At 42.9% G+C, this 18415-nt stretch carries 21 protein-coding genes; 11 read left to right on the top strand and 10 right to left on the bottom strand.

From position 1 onward, the window contains the following. Positions 1–50 precede the first annotated feature (50 nt). Together MK127_02170 and MK127_02165 are read right to left on the bottom strand one after the other, a co-directional pair. A complete protein-coding gene (locus tag MK127_02170; GenBank protein ID MCH2531606.1) occupies positions 51–677 on the bottom strand; it encodes a hypothetical protein in 627 nt (208 codons plus the stop codon). A gap of 127 nt (positions 678–804) precedes the next feature. Beyond that, entirely contained in the window at positions 805–1737 is a 933-nt protein-coding gene (locus tag MK127_02165; GenBank protein ID MCH2531605.1) for an alpha/beta hydrolase, read from the bottom strand. An 82-nt stretch (positions 1738–1819) separates the two neighbouring features. On the opposite strand from MK127_02165, the gene MK127_02160 reads away from it, so the two are divergent. Then, positions 1820–2860, top strand: coding sequence for a hypothetical protein (locus tag MK127_02160; protein ID MCH2531604.1), 1041 nt, complete (start codon positions 1820–1822; stop codon positions 2858–2860). A gap of 9 nt (positions 2861–2869) precedes the next feature. On the opposite strand, the gene MK127_02155 is transcribed toward MK127_02160, so the two are convergent. Together MK127_02155 and MK127_02150 are read right to left on the bottom strand one after the other, a co-directional pair. Continuing rightward, on the bottom strand, positions 2870–3793 hold the full coding sequence (locus MK127_02155) for a dihydroorotate dehydrogenase 2 (GenBank protein MCH2531603.1): 924 nt from the start codon (positions 3791–3793) through the stop codon (positions 2870–2872). Positions 3794–3891: 98 nt separating this feature from the next. Then, positions 3892–4671 carry a transcription elongation factor GreA gene (locus tag MK127_02150; GenBank protein ID MCH2531602.1) on the bottom strand — a complete coding sequence of 260 codons (780 nt, stop codon included), beginning with the start codon at positions 4669–4671 and terminating at the stop codon, positions 3892–3894. Between the two features lie 184 nt (positions 4672–4855). On the opposite strand from MK127_02150, the gene ftsH reads away from it, so the two are divergent. Together ftsH and MK127_02140 are read left to right on the top strand one after the other, a co-directional pair. Continuing rightward, positions 4856–6718: an ATP-dependent zinc metalloprotease FtsH gene (gene ftsH / locus MK127_02145; GenBank protein MCH2531601.1), complete on the top strand. Its 1863-nt coding sequence runs from the start codon at positions 4856–4858 to the stop codon at positions 6716–6718. Between the two features lie 153 nt (positions 6719–6871). Next, positions 6872–7588: a hypothetical protein gene (locus MK127_02140; GenBank protein ID MCH2531600.1), complete on the top strand. Its 717-nt coding sequence runs from the start codon at positions 6872–6874 to the stop codon at positions 7586–7588. A 7-nt stretch (positions 7589–7595) separates the two neighbouring features. Here MK127_02140 and MK127_02135 read toward each other — a convergent pair whose 3' ends face one another. Further along, positions 7596–7841, bottom strand: coding sequence for a hypothetical protein (locus MK127_02135; protein ID MCH2531599.1), 246 nt, complete (start codon positions 7839–7841; stop codon positions 7596–7598). A 142-nt stretch (positions 7842–7983) separates the two neighbouring features. Between MK127_02135 and selD the strand changes: the two genes are divergently transcribed. Both selD and MK127_02125 read left to right on the top strand, forming a co-directional pair. Beyond that, positions 7984–8946, top strand: coding sequence for a selenide, water dikinase SelD (gene selD, locus MK127_02130; protein MCH2531598.1), 963 nt, complete (start codon positions 7984–7986; stop codon positions 8944–8946). 18 nt (positions 8947–8964) lie between these two features. After that, a complete protein-coding gene (locus tag MK127_02125) occupies positions 8965–9396 on the top strand; it encodes a M67 family metallopeptidase (GenBank protein MCH2531597.1) in 432 nt (143 codons plus the stop codon). On the opposite strand, the gene recO is transcribed toward MK127_02125, so the two are convergent. From recO to MK127_02105, 4 genes are all read right to left on the bottom strand, one after another. Next, positions 9380–10096, bottom strand: a complete 717-nt coding sequence (gene recO, locus MK127_02120; GenBank protein MCH2531596.1) for a DNA repair protein RecO — start codon at positions 10094–10096, stop codon at positions 9380–9382. The genes MK127_02125 and recO overlap by 17 nt on opposite strands. 93 nt (positions 10097–10189) lie before the next feature. Then, a complete protein-coding gene (locus MK127_02115) occupies positions 10190–10975 on the bottom strand; it encodes an SDR family oxidoreductase (GenBank protein ID MCH2531595.1) in 786 nt (261 codons plus the stop codon). Positions 10976–11011: 36 nt separating this feature from the next. Next, complete coding sequence (locus MK127_02110; protein MCH2531594.1) at positions 11012–11827, bottom strand: SDR family oxidoreductase; 816 nt, start codon at positions 11825–11827, stop codon at positions 11012–11014. Between the two features lie 80 nt (positions 11828–11907). After that, positions 11908–12432 carry a DinB family protein gene (locus MK127_02105; protein ID MCH2531593.1) on the bottom strand — a complete coding sequence of 175 codons (525 nt, stop codon included), beginning with the start codon at positions 12430–12432 and terminating at the stop codon, positions 11908–11910. Between the two features lie 142 nt (positions 12433–12574). Here MK127_02105 and ybeY point away from each other — a divergent pair, with 142 nt between their 5' ends. From ybeY to MK127_02075, 6 genes are read left to right on the top strand one after another with little or no spacing between them, the layout of a single operon-like run. After that, on the top strand, positions 12575–13108 hold the full coding sequence (gene ybeY, locus MK127_02100; protein ID MCH2531592.1) for an rRNA maturation RNase YbeY: 534 nt from the start codon (positions 12575–12577) through the stop codon (positions 13106–13108). Further along, a complete protein-coding gene (gene dnaX / locus MK127_02095) occupies positions 13098–14783 on the top strand; it encodes a DNA polymerase III subunit gamma/tau (GenBank protein MCH2531591.1) in 1686 nt (561 codons plus the stop codon). The genes ybeY and dnaX overlap by 11 nt, the downstream gene beginning before the upstream one ends. Then, positions 14776–15078: a YbaB/EbfC family nucleoid-associated protein gene (locus MK127_02090; GenBank protein MCH2531590.1), complete on the top strand. Its 303-nt coding sequence runs from the start codon at positions 14776–14778 to the stop codon at positions 15076–15078. The genes dnaX and MK127_02090 overlap by 8 nt, the downstream gene beginning before the upstream one ends. A 2-nt stretch (positions 15079–15080) precedes the next feature. Beyond that, complete coding sequence (recR, locus tag MK127_02085; GenBank protein MCH2531589.1) at positions 15081–15710, top strand: recombination mediator RecR; 630 nt, start codon at positions 15081–15083, stop codon at positions 15708–15710. Positions 15711–15742: 32 nt separating this feature from the next. Then, complete coding sequence (gene ffh, locus MK127_02080) at positions 15743–17083, top strand: signal recognition particle protein (GenBank protein MCH2531588.1); 1341 nt, start codon at positions 15743–15745, stop codon at positions 17081–17083. Between the two features lie 28 nt (positions 17084–17111). Beyond that, complete coding sequence (locus tag MK127_02075) at positions 17112–17501, top strand: hypothetical protein (GenBank protein MCH2531587.1); 390 nt, start codon at positions 17112–17114, stop codon at positions 17499–17501. Here MK127_02075 and MK127_02070 read toward each other — a convergent pair. Continuing rightward, positions 17494–18372 carry a DNA-3-methyladenine glycosylase gene (locus MK127_02070; GenBank protein MCH2531586.1) on the bottom strand — a complete coding sequence of 293 codons (879 nt, stop codon included), beginning with the start codon at positions 18370–18372 and terminating at the stop codon, positions 17494–17496. The genes MK127_02075 and MK127_02070 overlap by 8 nt on opposite strands. Positions 18373–18415 lie beyond the last annotated feature (43 nt).

Below are 18415 nucleotides of genomic sequence, written 5' to 3'. Positions count from 1 at the left end.
TAGAGGCTCCAATAAGGAAGCCTCTATTTTTTTAATAAATCCCTATTCTTCTATTCAGAGCGGGCTAGGGTAACACCTAGCCAAATACTCCAAAGTGTCACCAATCCATATCCAGCACCCACTACGCTCGGATCCTGATCAGTCAAAACCATAGCAACTATAACTATGCTCAAAATCACTGGAATCCCAGCCAAGATTTGGCTGACATTCTTTTGGATTAGCATTGCAATTCCCATAATACCTACACCAATTGATAGGATAGTAATGCTGAATTGACCTAGCGCATCTGAAGCACCATAAAACGCCCCTGCGACACCAGCTTGCGCTGCCTCCATAGTAACGCCTGCCTGTATTCCATTCGATGCAGCTATCCCAGCCATTGCGACTAAAATAAACAAATAACCCAGGCCTGAGTAAGCAGACCCCTCCCCAGAGGACATTGAGCTCTTTACTCCTGTAAATCCACCCAGCCAGAGAAGCAGGCCAATCGTTCCGAACAATAACGAATACCCTGACCAATCAGAATTAGCCACCAATACCCCTACAATTTGAGCGTTGGTTGAATCCGCATCAAGACCATTGCCACCCAAAATGCCTGCTGGCCCTACAAGCCAGAAAAGCAACCCGATTACTGGCCCAATGATCATCAAAATTCCAGTTATTTTACGTTGCGTCATGTAACCTCCAACTTAACGCCGGACAGAATGGTCGTAGATTAGCATATACATTTATGCAGTTCTGCAATTACCTGTGTAATTTTTACGGATTTTAATCATTTATGCAGTTTTCATAGCTAAAAACGTATTATTCTAAATCGCCTTCTATCCTGCTATTGAAATAACTTAGTGCTGTAGCATTGTAATGTTCCGCATGATCAAATCTTGCATTGGAGTGATCGCAATTCAGATACGCCACCAGCCAGGGAGGTTCCTGTACTTGTGCTCTAATTTGTGCTAGGTGTGTAATTTTTATTCGCTGATCAGATTTGCAGTGAACTAAAGCAATGGGGTAAGTATATTCCCCCGCTGCTTCTGCAGGCAGCACTTTGTCTAGATCCAAACCCTTCATTACTTTAGCTGCGCGAATAAGGCCTGGTCGGAATAATGAAGCTCCCCAGAGTGGCAGGTAAGTTCGATCAGCAACTTCTTGCACGACCAGGTCCGTCAACGAGGCAAATGATGAATCTGAAAAAACGCCACCTACTGATACTTCATTATGTCCGGTAAGTAAGACTATTGCCGCTCCATAAGAAAGACCATGCAGGAAAATTCCCCCTGGGCCAGGGTTATGATTTAAAACCACAAAATCTATAGCTCCTTGGAGATCTTGAATTTCCTTTAGCCCTGCTCCCATAGGCGCCTTATCTGACATGCCATGACCCCTAAGGTCAAAAATTAGAAAAGAAAACCCTTCACCTATATACGATGGAGCCATTTCCAATAAATTTTCCCTATTCCCATCTAACCCATGAACTCCAATTACTGTCCCTTTCGATACCTCAGGCTGGAAATCATCCGATGCCGGTATCCACCAGCCCCGCAGCGTAATAGATTCGTCGCCCCTGGGTGAGAATTCAATATCTTCGTAACTTAAACCAAATTGATCAGGGTATAGCCCAATTTCTGAAGCACGAGCGGTTAAAGCCAAATTGACTGTCACTACTGAGAATACGGAATAGCAAATCACAAGCGCGAGCGTGACGGAACCTACAATGACAAAGTTCTTTTTTGTTAGCATGGTGGTATTTTAGTCAAATCTTCATCTTAATCCACTAATAGACCTTCCTATTTAATTTCGTAAAATGTAGATAGTAAATCTAATGAAACTACTTCAACTGGTAATACCAATCACTGTTCTTGTGCTGTTGAGTGCATGTCAAACAACGAGCCCGACTCCAACTCCCCCGTTTGGGCTACCTCCTTTGACGCTTCCCAGTGATGAATCCCCTCATAATTATTTGGCAGAATGGTGGTACTTCAATGCCCATTTAGAAAATGAAGAAAAAGGAACATTTGCTCTACACGATGTTATTTTCCAAGTACAGGAGCCATCGTCTAATAGGACTATGTACGTAAGGCAAGTTGGCCTCTCTACCCCTGAACAGGATCATTTTACTTCTGAACGTATCCGAGCGACAAGCTCCATCCCTACCTTTGCTCCTGGCAATTTTGACTTCACTATAGGCGATTCAAAAATGCAGGGAACTCAAGGACGACATTATTTCTTAAGTGGAACCGTGAATAAGTACAAATACGAACTCAAGCTCACTGCCACTACCTCACCATTGCTTCATGGTGGTGGCATATTGGATTATGAAGACGCGGGAATTACTTACTACTACACTAGGCCCAGACTCGATATTGAAGGCTTTTTAACACTAGCTTCAGGGGAAAAAATCAAAGTTGACGGACTTGGATGGCTTGATAAGCAATGGGGAGACTTCCAGCCAGTCGCAGTCGAATGGGATTGGGCCAGTATCCAACTGAACGATGGAACTGATTTAATGATTTCTTTGCTCTATAACCGGAACGGGGAACCCATTGAAAATTACGCTACCATAAGAAAGGCGGGACAAGACCCCAAATTCTTGACAAGAGATCAGTTCATTTTTAAATCTGGTAATGAAGAATGGCAAAGCCCCAAAACTGGCACTTTTTATAGAACTGAATGGTATCTTGATATCCCTTCCGAAAAACTACAACTAACTCTCATTTCTTTGAATCAAACATCCGAATTTACCGGGAATTTGCTGCCAGTGACATACTGGGAATCCGGGGTGAAGGTATTGAATCGGGTGAATGGAGAATCAATTGGACAGGGGTTCGTTGAATTAAACTGGGCCCCTGGCCGAAACCGTTGAATTACTCTATTAATTCAAGCCTTGCTTTCGCATGTCATTGCATATATCTGATACCAATTTAGGTCCTTCAAATACTAGTGCTGTATACAGCTGGACCGTATCTGCACCTGCTTGCAAGGCGGCATGTGCGTCTAAGCCGGATGAAATCCCTCCACATGCATTGATTACCATCTTATCGCCCACTTCAGAACGAACAATCGGAATCATTTTTAAAAGATTAGGGAAAATTTCTCTACCACTTAAGCCCCCGCGTCCGACTGCTAGTCTACTATCTTCTACAGGTATGGTATTTGCTACTGTAAATCCTGATATACCAGAGTCTTTACAAACTTGAGCAAGGCTTAAAATTAATTCTGCCCCTTGGCCATCTACAAATGGTGGCAACTTAACATATATGGGTTTATTACGGCTTTGATTCAATTTCCCCAAAAGAATCTCCAAAGCCTCTAAATCATGGTACTTACGTATACCTAGTGTATTAGGCGAACTAATATTCAACTCGACCGCATCGACTAATGGCTCAAGTCCTTCTAAGCACTTCACCGCTTCTTCATCGTCTAGTGCAGCAATACTCACAAGTACTTTGCTCGGTCTGTGCTGTAATTCCGACAATCTAGTAATAGCATTAGTGAGGCCATCTCCTGGAAAACCGAGAGCATTTATCAATGATCTAGAATGCTTATTTCTAATAACGCGAGGCTTTGAATTGCCGGGTCGAGGGTTATAGGTAACAGTACCTCCAACAACATACCCAAATCCAAAATCAGCCAAGCTCGAAAGGTATTCGCATTTCTTATCTAACCCTGCTGCTAAGCCGATTGGGTTACGAAGGCTGATATCACCCATCTGCGCTGGTAATGATATTTCCTCTGCGGCGGGGGCAAGCGCGCGCCATACAGGTCTAAATTTAAGGAGTTTCTCGCCCGTATGCATAGCCGTTTCAGGAGGTAGGAGGAAAATAACTGGACGGAAAATCTTACGAAAGGCAGCGCCCAAAAGAAGCCAGCGCAACCATCGGACTAAAGGCCCACTCAGAACTTAACCGAACCAATCCGAAAATGACGAATCCCTCTTGGGGCAGAGACTTCAATCTCATCACCTTCTATTCTTCCTGCGATAGCACCGCCCATAGGTGAGCCCAGTGATATTTTGCCTGTAGATGGATCTGCTTCAACTGAATCTACCAGGTGAAATGTTACTTTTTTGTTTGTGTCTAAATCCTGAAGCACTACAGTCGCGCCAACTCGAGCGCCGGAACGGCCTTTCAGTCCTCGTGTATCAATGGGAACCGCACGTGAAAGAGTATCCTCAAGTTCCCTAATTCTAGCTTCCGTTTGACCCTGCAGTTCACGCGCAGCATCCAGTGGTGAATTCTCAGAAATATCTCCATCTGCACGAGCAAGCTGTATTTGGGCAGCTATCGACTCTCTTTGGCTTTTAAGGCCATCAAGTTCATCCTTTAGGGTATTAATCCCGCTTAAGCTCATTTCAATAGTATCGTGTGAGACTCTGGCAGAAGCACGAACACTTGCTCGAGGGATTTTCACGTGAGCAGAAAGGCTATGAGTAGACAAACCTTTCTTGTTCAAATAGGCCAAGAACTCTTTGATTGGTCCAAGCCTGCCATGAATATCGCCTCCTGAGGAAACTACGTTTTCTGCATACGTAGCAACCTGAGGTGGGGTTAGTTCCGCAACTAGCTTTTCTGAACCTATTGACCGTGCAAACCTATTTAGTTCTTGATGTGCATACGCGTCAAGTTTTTGTGCACTACCTTGCAGATAGTGACCTATTGCATCTTCAACGTTCAAGTAGAGCCTCTCCCCCGGCATTCATTGAGAATATAGAAGTGAATAACGTAATTATAAACTACACTGGGGTAACGTCAACGGTAGCCCCATTAACAACAGGCGATAATATCCTTTAAACTTTTGCCTACACAAAAGGTTCTGCAGTAAGCTATTTATATAAGCTGATTAGAATGCTAAGCGTAAAATGAACAATCAACGAAAAAAATGGGCTGGAAATACTTTCGTCTACCTTGTAATACTGGTAATTATTATCGGTGTTTTTTTCACACTCTTTTCCTCTAATAATTCTGCAGCATCCACCGACCTTACGACACTTTTAGACCAAGCCGACAATGGCCAGATTTCTAAAATTGTTGTCGATGGCGATCATCTTTTGATTACCCCGCGTCAAAATGCTAACCAGCCAATGCGCGCGACAAAGGAACCTGGTACTAGCATTTTTGAAATTTTCCAGTCTGCAGGAATAAACCCTGCAGAAAAGGGAATAATAATTGAAGTCAATGAATCAGGCAGTATGGGTAGTTTCTTTGGGATTATCCTGCAGTTTTTACCTCTGCTATTTTTCGGCGCTATTCTCTTATTCATGATGCGGCAAGCTCAGGGCAGCAACAACCAAACCCTTGGCTTTGGCAAAAGTCGGGCAAAGATGTTTGCGCCAAATAAGCCTACTGTTACCTTCGCTGATGTTGCTGGCGTGGAAGAATCCAAGGCTGAACTCCAAGAAATTGTAGAATTTTTAAAATACCCTGAAAGATTCCTTTCGCTAGGGGCCCATATTCCCAAAGGAGTACTTATGGTTGGCCCTCCTGGCACAGGAAAAACCTTACTAAGTAGAGCAGTTGCTGGGGAAGCTGGTGTCCCTTTCTTTTCTATCAGCGGATCTGAGTTTGTTGAAATGTTTGTTGGTGTCGGTGCTTCACGCGTACGTGATCTATTTGACCAAGCGAAGCGTAATGCTCCTGCAATTGTATTCGTCGACGAAATCGATGCCGTTGGACGACAACGAGGTGCCGGGCTAGGCGGCGGTCATGACGAACGTGAGCAAACACTCAATCAAATTCTGGTAGAAATGGATGGTTTTGATACCAACACGAATGTAATCGTTGTCGCAGCAACCAACCGTCCTGACATACTTGATCCTGCATTACTAAGACCAGGTCGTTTCGACAGAAGAGTTGTTCTTGATCAGCCAGATATCAATGGCCGCATCGCCATCTTAAAAGTTCATTCTGAAGGAAAACCCCTATCGGACCAAGTGAAATTTGAGGTGATTGCAAAGCAAACCCCTGGCTTCAGTGGGGCTGATTTAGCTAATCTGGTAAATGAAGCGGCCATACTAGCAGCACGTCGTCAAAGTACCACAATCGGTATGGAAGAGCTCTTAGAATCGGTAGATCGCGTTACTATGGGCCCAGAGAGACGTACTCGAGTCATTTCGCACCATGAAAAAGAAATTGTTGCATACCATGAAGGAGGGCATGCCTTAGTCGGTCATTTGCTTGAGCATGCAGATCCCGTACAAAAAATATCAGTAATTTCCCGAGGCATGGCGGCTGGTTACACAAAATCGCTTCCTGAAGAAGACCGTATGTTTTATACACGTCCCCAACTCTTAGATCAAATCGCCATGGCGCTGGGCGGACGGATCGCCGAACAAGTCACTTTTGGTGAAGTTACTACTGGTGCAAGTAGCGACCTCGAAAAAGTCACACAAATAGCACGTGCAATGGTTACCCGGTACGGAATGAGCAATAGTTTATTGCCTCGAACCTTTGGGAAAAGAGAGGAAATGGTTTTCCTGGGAAGAGAAATTTCTGAGCAACGTGATTACTCAGAAAAAGTTGCACAAGAGATTGATGAGGAAGTTCAGATCATAGTCACTCAAGCGTACGAAACTGCCGAACGGATCCTAAAAGAAAATTATCCGAAACTTGTACAAATTGCACGCTACTTGATGGCCCATGAAACAGTTGAAGGCGCGGAGCTAGAAAAGCTTTTCAACTCCGAGCCCACACCATTAGAAGACTCCATTTCGCCTGTTACATAATTTTAAATTCCCCGATATTTACTATATTTAAAATAGTAAATACTAACTCTGGTTATTATATTTCCTAATATTTATTTACTTGTATAATATAATTGTAATGTTCAAAATATATTAGATATATTAGATATATTAGAAAGTATTATTTTTAGATATATGGGAAATAAATCAATCTATTTTTCACAAGCTCAAGAGATCACTGTCAGTCGATTAATGCGCCTATACGGGACAAATTTTTCTGGTTTAATTCAGCAACTATTAAGCTCTGCTGAAGACCCCGATAGTCCAGCAATTGGAGCCCGAGTAATTCCTACAGGCAAACCTAATTATCAACCATCGACGATTGGGCCTGCTAACGCTTCGGGCAATCTTTTAAGTAAGGAATTATCTAGCTGGCTATTTGATGAACCGTCACTTGCCATCACAATTGTCGCCTCTGAACCAGAATTCTTCCTAGGGGAAATAGATGAGCGTGTTCTTTCCTTCATTTCAAATGGAGGAAGGCTTCAAATCTTAACTGATACTGCAAACCCTTCACCTCGCTTGCCTACTGTCTCTAGTCTTGCACTTGGTGCATTACAACAAAGATCCCATGCCATGGGGGGCTCGGTCGAAATATGGAACTCTGCAACTTCGCTTAATTTCACTGCGATCGCAGCTTGGAGAAAACTTACAGACCGAAATTCCCATTTAGTCGATGCCCTCTACGGCCCGTCATACTCTGAAATCAAAAATTTTCCGTTCTTTAGCTGGACGGGCCTAGATAGAGACCCGTCTATAAATAGCCTTTTACAGCTTTTAGAAAACTCCTTGAAAAATGCACATCCTTTAGAACTACCCAAGGTAGGGTTTACTTCAAGGAAAAACTTTTAAGCCCCATTTACTCCAAGGCAAGAGGCCTAAAAGACATCCCCCATCGGTGCATTAGCTTTTTTATCTCTTCAGAGTCAACTTCCATTATTTCTGTGAAAAAACCTGCGAGAGAATGTGCATGCAATTGTTCCTCGGAAGCAACCCAGCTGGCCTCAGCAGGCACAATATAAAGAACGCCAGCTTGATTTTTTGATCTTATTTCGATTCTCGTTGCTCCGCCATTACCTTGCTTTACGATAATCCCGTTCTTCATAAATAACTCCTGCAAATCAAAACCTCTTCAATTCAAGATAGACTATACTTCCAACATGGAAAAAGATGAATTCCGTTTAACTGATCTTGCAACCTGCGCGGGTTGAGCGGGTAAATTCAACTCGGAGGATCTCGGAGAGATCCTGAAACATTTACCCCATGTATCAAATCCTAACTTAATTGTAGGACTTGATTCTTCAGATGATGCTGCCATTTTCAAACTCTCAAAGGAGCTCTGCATCGTCCAAACTCTAGATTTTTTCCCTCCAATAGTGGACGACCCTTATGAATTTGGAGCAATCGCTGCAGCAAACTCATTAAGTGATATCTATGCCATGGGAGGAAAGCCTTTTCTAGCCCTCAATATCGTATGCTTCCCAGAAGAATTACCAAAATCTATCCTACATCAGGTCCTACTAGGAGCCAGTGACATTGCTCAAGAAGCTAATGTAATCATAGCTGGAGGCCATACCGTTAAAGACAACGAGCCCAAATTTGGCCTATCCGTAACAGGAACTATCCATCCAGAAAAAATTTTCCGAAATAATACGGCCAAAGATGGCGATTACTTATTACTTACGAAGCCCATAGGAACAGGAATCATAACTACCGCAGCAAAGGCACAAGTGGTAAATAAGGACGCATTAGACACTGCTATTAACAGCATGCGCACATTGAATCTGAAGGCTTGCGAAGTACTCCAGCAAGTTTCACCTAATTCAGTAACTGATGTAACTGGATTCGGCCTAATAGGGCATTTAACTGAAATGATGGCCGGCAGTGGAACCACTGCCACTATTTCGTTCAACCAAATTCCCTTACTACCTCAATGCCTAGAATTAGCAGGGCAAGGTATATTTCCAGGTGGTTCGCAAAAAAACTTAGACATTGCAAAATTGACTACCAAATGGAATGACGATCTCCTAGAAACCCAAAAGCTTATCCTTTGTGATGCACAAACCTCAGGAGGTTTGCTAATATCTGTACCTCCCGACAAAATTAAAGACCTAAACAACCTATTTGCCAAGAATGGTGTTACGGCCGCACTTATAGGGCATGTTGCTCCCGCAAATGATACGAATACACATATTGTTGTAACTAACTAGTATAAAAAAGGAAATCTCATGAAAATACCTAAAGCTTTCCGAGAAGCCATGCTTAGCCATGCAATAGAGAATTATCCAAACGAGTGCTGTGGTGTTTTATCTGGAATGGACGATATTGCTACCTACCATTACCCAATGGAAAATGCGGCAAGCAGCCCTTTCCGCTATGAATTTGAAGGGAAAGAGCACATAAAGGTCATTAAATCAATAGAAGAACACAATTGGGATGTTCTATGCATCTATCATTCTCACACGGGATCGGAAGCACGTCTTTCCGATACTGATTTAAGATTAATCACTTACCCAGACTCTTACTACCTAATCATATCTTTGAAAGATTCTGACAACCCCGATATTCGCGCTTATAAAGTCGAAGAGTTGACTGAATGGACAAGTGAAGCGCCTGCAACTTATGGAAATCCCATTGAAGAGCCTATTGATTGGATCTAATGTTGGTTAAGTGCTCTATAAAGACTGAGGAGTTTAATTTTTTTTCTAGAACCGTCGTAATAAGTTGCCCCAGTAACTGATTTAACTCATTCTGCTGATTCAAATTCAAATTGAGATCTGCTACTTGCTCCATCTCAACTCTAGACATATATCGCAAAACTTTTAGAGCCTCCACAGAAATAGCGCTTGAGCTTGCTCCATACCCCTCACAGTCAATACAAATTACTCCCCCGAGGCGAGGTGAAAATCCATGCGCTCCTTGAATAATTTCAGTGTCACAACTCACGCATCTATATAATTCAGGGAGATATCCAGTACTCTGAAGAATCTTAAATTCACTGCATGCTGAAATAATATCTGGGTTTTTCCTACTGTTCATTAAACGTAAGGCAGACAATAGGCAATCGTACACATCCGGATGCGGTGCAGCTTCTGGAATAATTGCATCAGTTAATTCCATTAAATATAGGCTTTTTGCTAAAAGCGAAAGATCTTCTTTAATCGTTGCAAATGATTCTTCGGCCTCAGCACCTGAAACAATGTCAAATGCACTACCCGAATGGATAACAAGGAGTGCATGGTTAAGAATTTGAAGATGCCCTCCCAGCTTACTTTTAATTTTCCTAGCTCCCCTGACCCCTATTTTTATCTTACCGAAACCTGGAGTGAGAACAGTCACTAGTCGGTCAGATTCACGCATTGAATACGAGCGCAAAACTATTCCATAAGTTTTGTACGTTCTATTTTTACTATCGTTGTGAGGCTGCACTAAAAATTCCTTGGAAAAAGAAATTTATTCCCCGCCATGCACAGGAATAACTATACCGTTCACAAAACCTGCAGCATCAGAGGCCAAAAATAGCGCCACACTACCTATATCATCCCCTACACCCACTCTTCCAACTGCAATCCTTTGTGCAGCTTGAGCCATTTCAGGGCGAACAGTTCCTTCAGGCCGCGGCGTATCAATTGTTCCAGGAGCAATACAATTCACCCTCACTTGAGGACCCCATTGGTGTGCCATATGCACAGTAAGGCTGTGTACGGCTGCTTTTGCGGTGCCATAGGCTGCTATGTCGGGAGATGACGGTTTTCTATCCAAACCCGCAATTGACCCAATGTTCGTTATCGAACCTTTCCCGCTCTTCTGTAAATGAGGAATCACTGCACGAGACGCCAAGAAAGCGGTTTTAACATTCCCCACATACGCGCCCACAAAATCTTCTCCATCCATTTCTGATAAAGACGATCTTTTATACTGTGGCATGTCTGGATTTCTACTGTATGACCCCCCCGCAACATTAATCAAAGCGTCGATTCTCCCAAATCGTTGAAGGGTTTCTCCTACCATTCGATCTAATTCCAGCGGCTCCGCTACATTCACAGAAATACCTAATGCTTGGGATCCAAGTTTTTCAATTTCTTCAAGAGCAGGCGGAATACTATCCGCGGGTACTGACGCAATCACAATGTTAGCGCCTGCGCTGGCAAATGCTCTAGCACAGCCTCGACCAATACCTCCACTCCCCCCAGTAATAATTACCGTACGTCCTTCCATAGAAAATCTCGAAAGATCCACAATTCCCTCCTATATCCTTACCCCGTAGCTAGTCAATTATGTACCACCATGCAAATCTAAGTATGATCCATTAAAAAATGCACCTGCGTCCGATGCTATAAAAACTGCTGCGCCCGCAATATCACTCGGATTCCCGAAACGATTGATTTCGATCTCCGCTAGACTCCTTGCTCGGCGCTCTGGCTGCTCAGTTCGCGCCCGGCGTGGTGTTATGAAATGGCCAGCATTAATACAATTCACTCTAATATTTGGAGCCCATTCTTTAGCCATACTTCTAGTCAAATGCATTACAGAAGCTTTTGTCATGTTGTAAACACTCATACCTGTCTCGGGCAATCTGTAATCCCTTGCTCCTATTGAAGCCATATTAATAATGACGCCGCTCTCTTGTTGAAGCATGTAAGGAACAACTGCTTTGCTGAATAAAAACGCACTAGTCACATTAATGTTAAAGGCTTCATTGAAATCCTCTTTTGACAGTTCCAGCAAGGGGCCACGCTTAAACGTCGGCCCTTGCGATCCTCCTACAACATTCATCAGAATATCTATTTGCCCAAATTCAGTTACTGTCCTATTTACTAAATGCTCAATAGCATCCGGGTCAGTGGCATCCGTAGGAATACCAACGGCCCGGTGGCCTTTTGCCTCAATTTCAGCTACAACTTTAGTAATTTTTTCTTCTCCGCGAGCAGCAATCACTACTCTTGCTCCCGCGTCGGCAAACCCGTGGGCAATCATCCGGCCAATGCCATCACTACCCCCAGACACAATGGCCACCCTCTGGGCTAACGAGTAAGCCTCTAGGCTGAAAAACGGGACATCCTCTGGGTTAGGATTCGCCTCATTGCTCATAATTACCGTCCTTTTTTAACTGGTCATTATTCTTTTTAATCAACAGGATTTTACTCACGGGATTATTTATTTGAAGAAATCTAAACCCGCCAGCCAAATCCTTGCAACATTCCCCTCACGAAAAGAGCTTGACCAACATGCTGAGTATTATCAGAAAGTACACTTACCAACCTTACTCCGACCGTCGGCATAGGGTCATATTGAGGCTCATCCAAAACTCTATTGAAATCTTTATACGTTAGTTGGGGCAAATACCTTTTCGTCCTTGCAAAAACCGCATCATTGTATCCAGTCAAAAGCATACTGTCTTTAACATTAAATGCTTTTACCTGCTCTATCGTATGGCCATTACCTGTTTCATCTCCATTGGGGTCCATCTCAAATTGGGCATAAAAATTTGATGAAACCCACAGCTGCGGGACTCCTTCCAAATCAGAAAGGTGATGATCCTGCACTCGCGTTAGATGCCATAAAAGCCAACTTATCGAATTTGTATCTTTAGACGGCATCTCATTCAACATTTCAAACGGGAGATCTTTCAAAACTCGATGTAATAGCTGATTAACTCTTCCCAAACCGTCAATTATAAGTTCATTGCTTTCCATTAGCTGCTTTTCCTTTCAAGTTCTAATCTGCTTATACGTTAACTGCTGTATCGATACTCCGAGTACTTAAACTGATGGGATATTCATAAATTTTTGAATGAGATGTACCTCGCGCTGTGCTACCATCCTAATGGACATCAAAATGACTGCCGAAATCAAAAAACGTTCAATTGAAATAACAATTCAGCCTGAATTCAAACCTTACGTAAAGTCCTCTTGGCTACGAAGCATAATTCAGCATACCTTACAACAGACGAATCCTACGGGATCCTGCAGCATAAGTCTTGCAATAACTAATGACGACACTATTCGTAGTCTTAATCAACAATTCAGAAATTTTGACGAGGTTACAGACGTTCTTGCATTTGGCAATCATGGCGAATTTGAGGATGAAACAGTTGATTCTTCTTTAGAAGCAGTCGAATTCCCAAATCCTGAAGACCTCTTATCTCACTTAGGAGAAGTTGTACTTTCATACCCTCAGGCTCAGAGGCAAGCACTAGAAAACACTGTCTCGATTGATTCAGAAATTGCGTTACTTGTGATTCACGGGATCCTTCATTTACTTGGCTACGAGCATCATACAAATGATCAAGAAATTTTGATGACGGATTCTCAATCCAAAATCCTTAGGTCCTTCCTTGAGAATGCGAAGAGTGCAAACCATGGCAAATGACGTACTCTATAGAAAATGGCGCCCTTCTAGATTCTCGAATATCATTGGCCAGGGACCCATTACTCAAACTTTAACCCAAGCAATTGCCAACAATCGAACATCACATGCCTATTTACTTTGCGGGCCGAGAGGTACAGGCAAAACAAGTACTGCACGCGTGATAGCTAAAGCCTTGAATTGCACGATGCGGCCACCTGCAATTGGAGATCCTTGCAGTGCGTGCAATAACTGCACCGCGATTGAAACAGGAAGCTTCATAGATGTAATTGAGGTTGATGCTGCAAGCAATCGACGAATTGAAGAAATGCGAGAGTTACGAGAAAAAGTACGTTTCTCCCCAACTGCAGGGCAATATAAAGTCTATATAATTGATGAGGTCCATCAATTAACTGACGCCGCATCTGAGGCATTCTTAAAAACCCTTGAAGAGCCACCTCCCCAAACAGTTTTTATACTTGCCACTACAGAGCCTCATAAACTCAGTCCCACTATCCTTTCAAGATGTCAACGTTTCGATTTTAGGAAAATCTCCATTACCGACATGGTTGACCATCTCAAAGAAATTGCAACTCATGAGGGCGTGGATATCCCTCCAGAGGCATTGCGAATAATCGCTCAAACAGCTAAAGGAAGCCTTCGTGATGGTACTAATATCTTAGATCAACTAATCACTTCGTTCGGGAGTTCAATACGAGTAGAAAATGCACGGGAACTTCTTGGACTCCAAAGTGAAGACCGAGCAATGGTATTCGTGAAGCATTTGCTTACAGGCTCTACTCCTCAAGCACTAGAAACCATAAATTCTGTATCCTCAGAAGGCCATGATCTACAACCTTTTCAGCAAATGACTATTGCTTTACTCAGAGCCGCATTATTAGAAAAAACAGGAGTCGCAGACACCGCAGAATTCTCCAAGGATATAGCCAGTCAGCTTAGCTTCATTGCAGAAAGCGTTTCTCTTTCCAAAATAATGAATGCTCTGCGTTTATTCAACCAGTTCCGACATGAAGAGTCTCTCTCCGGCCCACTATTATTTGAACTAGCCATCGTAGAATTAGAGTTGGCCTCGAAGGAGCAACCTGCTTCCCCTGGGCTTCAAAACGCTTCAGCAAACAACACACCACAAGCTATTCCTCCACAACCCACACCTAAGCCTCGTCCCGTTACGCAACCTCCCTCCTTTAATACACCTCCTACCAAACCATTCAATGCTGTTCCGCCCTCAAATGGGCTAGGTGCAAAAATAGATGACGACTGGAAAAACTTCATCACTGCTCTCAAAACTAGGGTCCCGAAAAGGCAATTTGATGTAGCTGCCTTAGTAAGAAGCTCAAAATCCCACGAACTCAATGACGCAATTCTCACTATTTCATTCAGCACTAAATCCAATAGCGAGCGTCTGGAAAAAGAGCTAGAACATCCTCCTATACGCATTGAAGTTGAAAAAATATTGGAAGAGATTTATGGCAAGCCTATTAATCTAAAAATTGAAAGTGTTAATAGTACTCAATCCAGTCAGGTAAACGGGGCAGACTCTCATTTGGTTAGAGCAGCTGTTAATCTGTACCAAGGCCATGTCATTTCAAAAAATACGATAGAAACGCGGGCTGAAAATCTTCCTAGTGAAGAACCCCAACTCAATCCCGTTGATCAGGAGGAAGTGACTGATGAATAGAAATATGATCAAACAAGCGCAGCAGCTACAAGCTAAATTCGCAAAAGCACAAGAAGAACTTGCTCTTGAAACTGTGGAGGCCACAGCTGGCGGAGGCGCCGTCAAAGTAGTTGCAACCGGAAAGCAAGTAATTACATCAATACTAATCGATCCCGATGCAGTAGATCCTGAAGACTTAGAAATATTACAAGATATGCTTTTAGTCGGAATTAACGACGCACTTACGCAGTCACAGGAATTAGCGGCTAAAAGAATTGGCGCTCTAACTGGTGGTCTGAATTTCCCAGGGATGTAATTTTGAATAACTTCCCTTCTCCAGAAAATACCAATTCATCAACCGCACCCGCTGTTTCAAGGTTAATTGATCAATTCAATAAGCTTCCAGGCATAGGCCCCAAAACTGCTCAACGCATCGCCTATTACCTAATTCGAATGCCTGCCCAAGAAGCTTTAGATCTTGCTGAAATAATCGGATCCGTAAAAAATCGGATCGTTTTCTGCACAACATGCCAAAATATAGCCGAGTCAGACCCCTGTAATCTTTGTGCTAATCCCGCAAGAGACCATTCCAGAATTTGCGTTGTCCAAGAACCTCTTGATGTTTTATCACTAGATAAAATAGGTATCTTCAACGGCCTGTATCATGTGCTTAATGGAGTAATCGACCCTATGAGCAACATAGGGCCTGAAGACTTAAAAATCAGTGAACTATTAGAGCGAATTCATCATAATTCTCCTCAGGAGATTATTATTGCCACTAATACCACGGTAGAAGGAGAGGCAACAGCAATGTATTTGAGCAAGTTAATACAACCACTAGGTCCTCGAGTGACTCGCCTAGCGCGTGGCTTGCCCGCTGGTGGCGATCTTGAATACGCCGATGATCTCACTTTAACAAGAGCATTCGAAGGAAGACAGGATTTCTAAGAAAGGCTGCCCTTTCCGCAGTGGGACATAGTATGTTTGACAATTTGTCAGGAAAATTTTCACTAGTATTTGAGCGCCTTAGGAAAAAAGGGCGCATCACAGAAGCAGATGTAGACGATACTATGCGTGAAATTCGTTTAGCCTTGCTCGAAGCGGACGTAAATTTCAAAATTGCCCGAGAGTTTATCTCCCAAGTCCGCGCAAAAGCATTAGACCTAGATCTGCTAAAAGGGATCTCCCCGGGACAGCAGATTATAAAGCTTGTCAACGATGAAATAATTACACTCTTAGGAACAGGAAATCACGAGCTTCTAACTAGTAAATCAAAGCCAAATGTAATTATGCTCATTGGATTACAAGGCTCCGGTAAAACCACAACTGCAGCCAAGATAGCAGCGCTATTAAAAAAGAAAAATGAATCTCCTCTTCTGGTTGCAGCTGACCTGCGTAGGGCCGCTGCTATAGATCAACTCCAAGCACTCGGGTCACAATTAGAAATCCCTGTTTACGCTGAGAACTCTGAAACCCTTGATCCTTTGAACGTCTGCAAGAATGGGATTGAGCTTGCGCGAAAATCAGGCCACCAGTGGGTAATACTTGATACTGGCGGACGATTACAAACTGACAAGCAATTGATGAAAGAACTAAAAACCTTAAAAACTAGCCTAGAACCATCTGATTCATTACTAGTTGTAGATGCAATGACCGGACAAGATGCGGTGAATACCGCCTCAGAGTTTAATGAACAAATTGGGCTTACAGGCTTGGTACTTTCAAAGCTAGATGGTGATACTCGGGGAGGAGCAGCACTAACTGCAAATCACGTTACTGGAGTCCCTATAAAATTCGTGGGCACTGGGGAAAAAATTCATGAACTCGAAATATTTCATGCTGAGCGCATGGCCTCGAGAATCCTGGGAATGGGAGATATTGTTAGTTTAGTAGAACGAGCCCAGCAGGAAATAGACCAAGAAGCAGCAGCCGAGATAGAAAAAAAAATAAGAAAATCGCAATTTGATTTGAATGATTTCCTTGGTCAATTAGAGCAAGTCCAAAAAATGGGCTCAATTAGTTCCATTCTTGATATGTTGCCAGGTGCAAGCAAAGTAAAATCACAGTTACCATCGGCAGACTTAAGTGAGCAAAAGCTTCGGCGTACTAAGGCTATGATATCGTCAATGACTATGTGGGAACGACAACACCCCGATCGTATTAACGGAAGCCGTCGAAGAAGAATCGCGCAAGGTAGTGGAATGACACCAGCGGATCTTAATCAATTACTCAATCAATTCAAGCACATGCAAAAAATGATGAAGCAGTTTGCAACGGGGTCTAAGCGAGGATTATCCGGATTTGGCATCAATGGATTTTAGCTAATTTTGCAATCACAAGGATGACATAGTGGCTAAGCGTATAGGTATTGTAGGAACGCGATTTACGGAATTACATAGTCCAGAATGGAAATCTCAGCTTCAAAGTATTATTGATTCTTTGCCAAACGATGTTGAAATTTTTGTCAATGGTGCACCTGGAACCGATCAGGAAGCAGTGAGATTAGCAACAGAACGTGGGTTAAAAATTACAATACTTTTTGAAGGCAATGACTTTGATAATGACCCAAAATTTTTTATGCATCGGAACAGTACTGTTATCGAAAACACTGAAGAAGTCTTCGCAATATGGGATGGCGTTAGTCCAGGAACACAGCATGCAATTGCCTTAGCTAAACGTTTAGGCACACCAATACATGTGATTAATGTACTACACGAAGACTGGCAGCGATTTAGTTAGCTGCTTCCAGCAGTCTTTCTCGACTCTCCCGTAAAAATGCAAATAAATATAGCGTTATTAATCCTCTAAAAGGAGCCCAATACTTCAATGCAAAGGCTCCTAATTCTTCTTCGGTGACTCTATCCGTTCCAAAATAATACATCCCCACCATGCGCTGTAATGCTAAGTCTCCAGATGGAATTGCATCTAACCTTCCTAACGACCTTAGTAATACCCACTCTGCAGTCCATCGCCCAATCCCTCGAATTTGGGTCAGCTGATCGATCACTTCATCATTTGTCAGCGGGCATAGTACATCGTAATCCAGTTCTTTTAACGCGGCTCTTTGAGAAATTTCATATATATACTCAGCCTTTTTGCCGCTTAATTTAAGCGTGCGCAGAACATCAATCCCCTCTTTGCATATCACTTCTGGTTCAGGAAAGACATAAAGAGTCGTCCCTTGCCTTGTTACTAGGGGGGAACCGTAGCGCTCCAAAAAATTCTCTCTAATTACCCCTGCAACCGCAGCAGAGATTTGTTGGCCTATAATTGCACTCACCAAAGCTTCATATACTGTTGCAGTACGAGTAAGCCTAAGCCCTTTTAAGTCTCCTATTAGTGGATTAAGCACCTCATCTCGCTTTACAAAGTTATCAAATTCCGTTAAATCCAAATCAAACCCTAAAAGTTGCGATAACGCCTCAGCTGCGGCACGGTGTTCTGTAAACACGCTTGGAGATACAATCCGAAGCTCTATTGATTCGGACTCTTGCGATTGGCGAATTTCAAGAATTACAGGTTGGCCTTTAATTCTCATCGCCTTCATATAAATCCCATTTTCAAAATAATCTGACCCGGAACGCTTTCGGTAATTAGCTTGAAACCGCATGGTTTTAAAATAGTCAAAAGGGATCGGGGATGGAATTTGGATA

This window comes from Dehalococcoidia bacterium, from assembly GCA_022449765.1.
Taxonomy (GTDB): Bacteria; Chloroflexota; Dehalococcoidia; order Lucifugimonadales; family Australimonadaceae; genus UBA2963.
Note: the sequence above shows the minus strand (reverse complement) of the source record. Positions and strands in the feature narration are given on the sequence as shown.

Excerpts from the sequence above, each read along its gene's own strand:
- MK127_02170 (MCH2531606.1), bottom strand. The coding sequence starts at position 677 with ATGACGCAACGTAAAATAACTGGAATTTTGATGATCATTGGGCCAGTA.
- MK127_02165 (MCH2531605.1), bottom strand. The coding sequence starts at position 1,737 with ATGCTAACAAAAAAGAACTTTGTCATTGTAGGTTCCGTCACGCTCGCG.
- MK127_02160 (MCH2531604.1), top strand. The coding sequence starts at position 1,820 with ATGAAACTACTTCAACTGGTAATACCAATCACTGTTCTTGTGCTGTTG.
- MK127_02155 (MCH2531603.1), bottom strand. The coding sequence starts at position 3,793 with ATGCATACGGGCGAGAAACTCCTTAAATTTAGACCTGTATGGCGCGCG.
- ftsH (MCH2531601.1), top strand. The coding sequence starts at position 4,856 with ATGAACAATCAACGAAAAAAATGGGCTGGAAATACTTTCGTCTACCTT.
- MK127_02140 (MCH2531600.1), top strand. The coding sequence starts at position 6,872 with ATGGGAAATAAATCAATCTATTTTTCACAAGCTCAAGAGATCACTGTC.
- MK127_02135 (MCH2531599.1), bottom strand. The coding sequence starts at position 7,841 with ATGAAGAACGGGATTATCGTAAAGCAAGGTAATGGCGGAGCAACGAGA.
- MK127_02125 (MCH2531597.1), top strand. The coding sequence starts at position 8,965 with ATGAAAATACCTAAAGCTTTCCGAGAAGCCATGCTTAGCCATGCAATA.
- recO (MCH2531596.1), bottom strand. The coding sequence starts at position 10,096 with ATGCGTGAATCTGACCGACTAGTGACTGTTCTCACTCCAGGTTTCGGT.
- MK127_02110 (MCH2531594.1), bottom strand. The coding sequence starts at position 11,827 with ATGAGCAATGAGGCGAATCCTAACCCAGAGGATGTCCCGTTTTTCAGC.
- MK127_02105 (MCH2531593.1), bottom strand. The coding sequence starts at position 12,432 with ATGGAAAGCAATGAACTTATAATTGACGGTTTGGGAAGAGTTAATCAG.
- ybeY (MCH2531592.1), top strand. The coding sequence starts at position 12,575 with ATGACTGCCGAAATCAAAAAACGTTCAATTGAAATAACAATTCAGCCT.
- dnaX (MCH2531591.1), top strand. The coding sequence starts at position 13,098 with ATGGCAAATGACGTACTCTATAGAAAATGGCGCCCTTCTAGATTCTCG.
- MK127_02090 (MCH2531590.1), top strand. The coding sequence starts at position 14,776 with ATGAATAGAAATATGATCAAACAAGCGCAGCAGCTACAAGCTAAATTC.
- ffh (MCH2531588.1), top strand. The coding sequence starts at position 15,743 with ATGTTTGACAATTTGTCAGGAAAATTTTCACTAGTATTTGAGCGCCTT.
- MK127_02070 (MCH2531586.1), bottom strand. The coding sequence starts at position 18,372 with ATGCGGTTTCAAGCTAATTACCGAAAGCGTTCCGGGTCAGATTATTTT.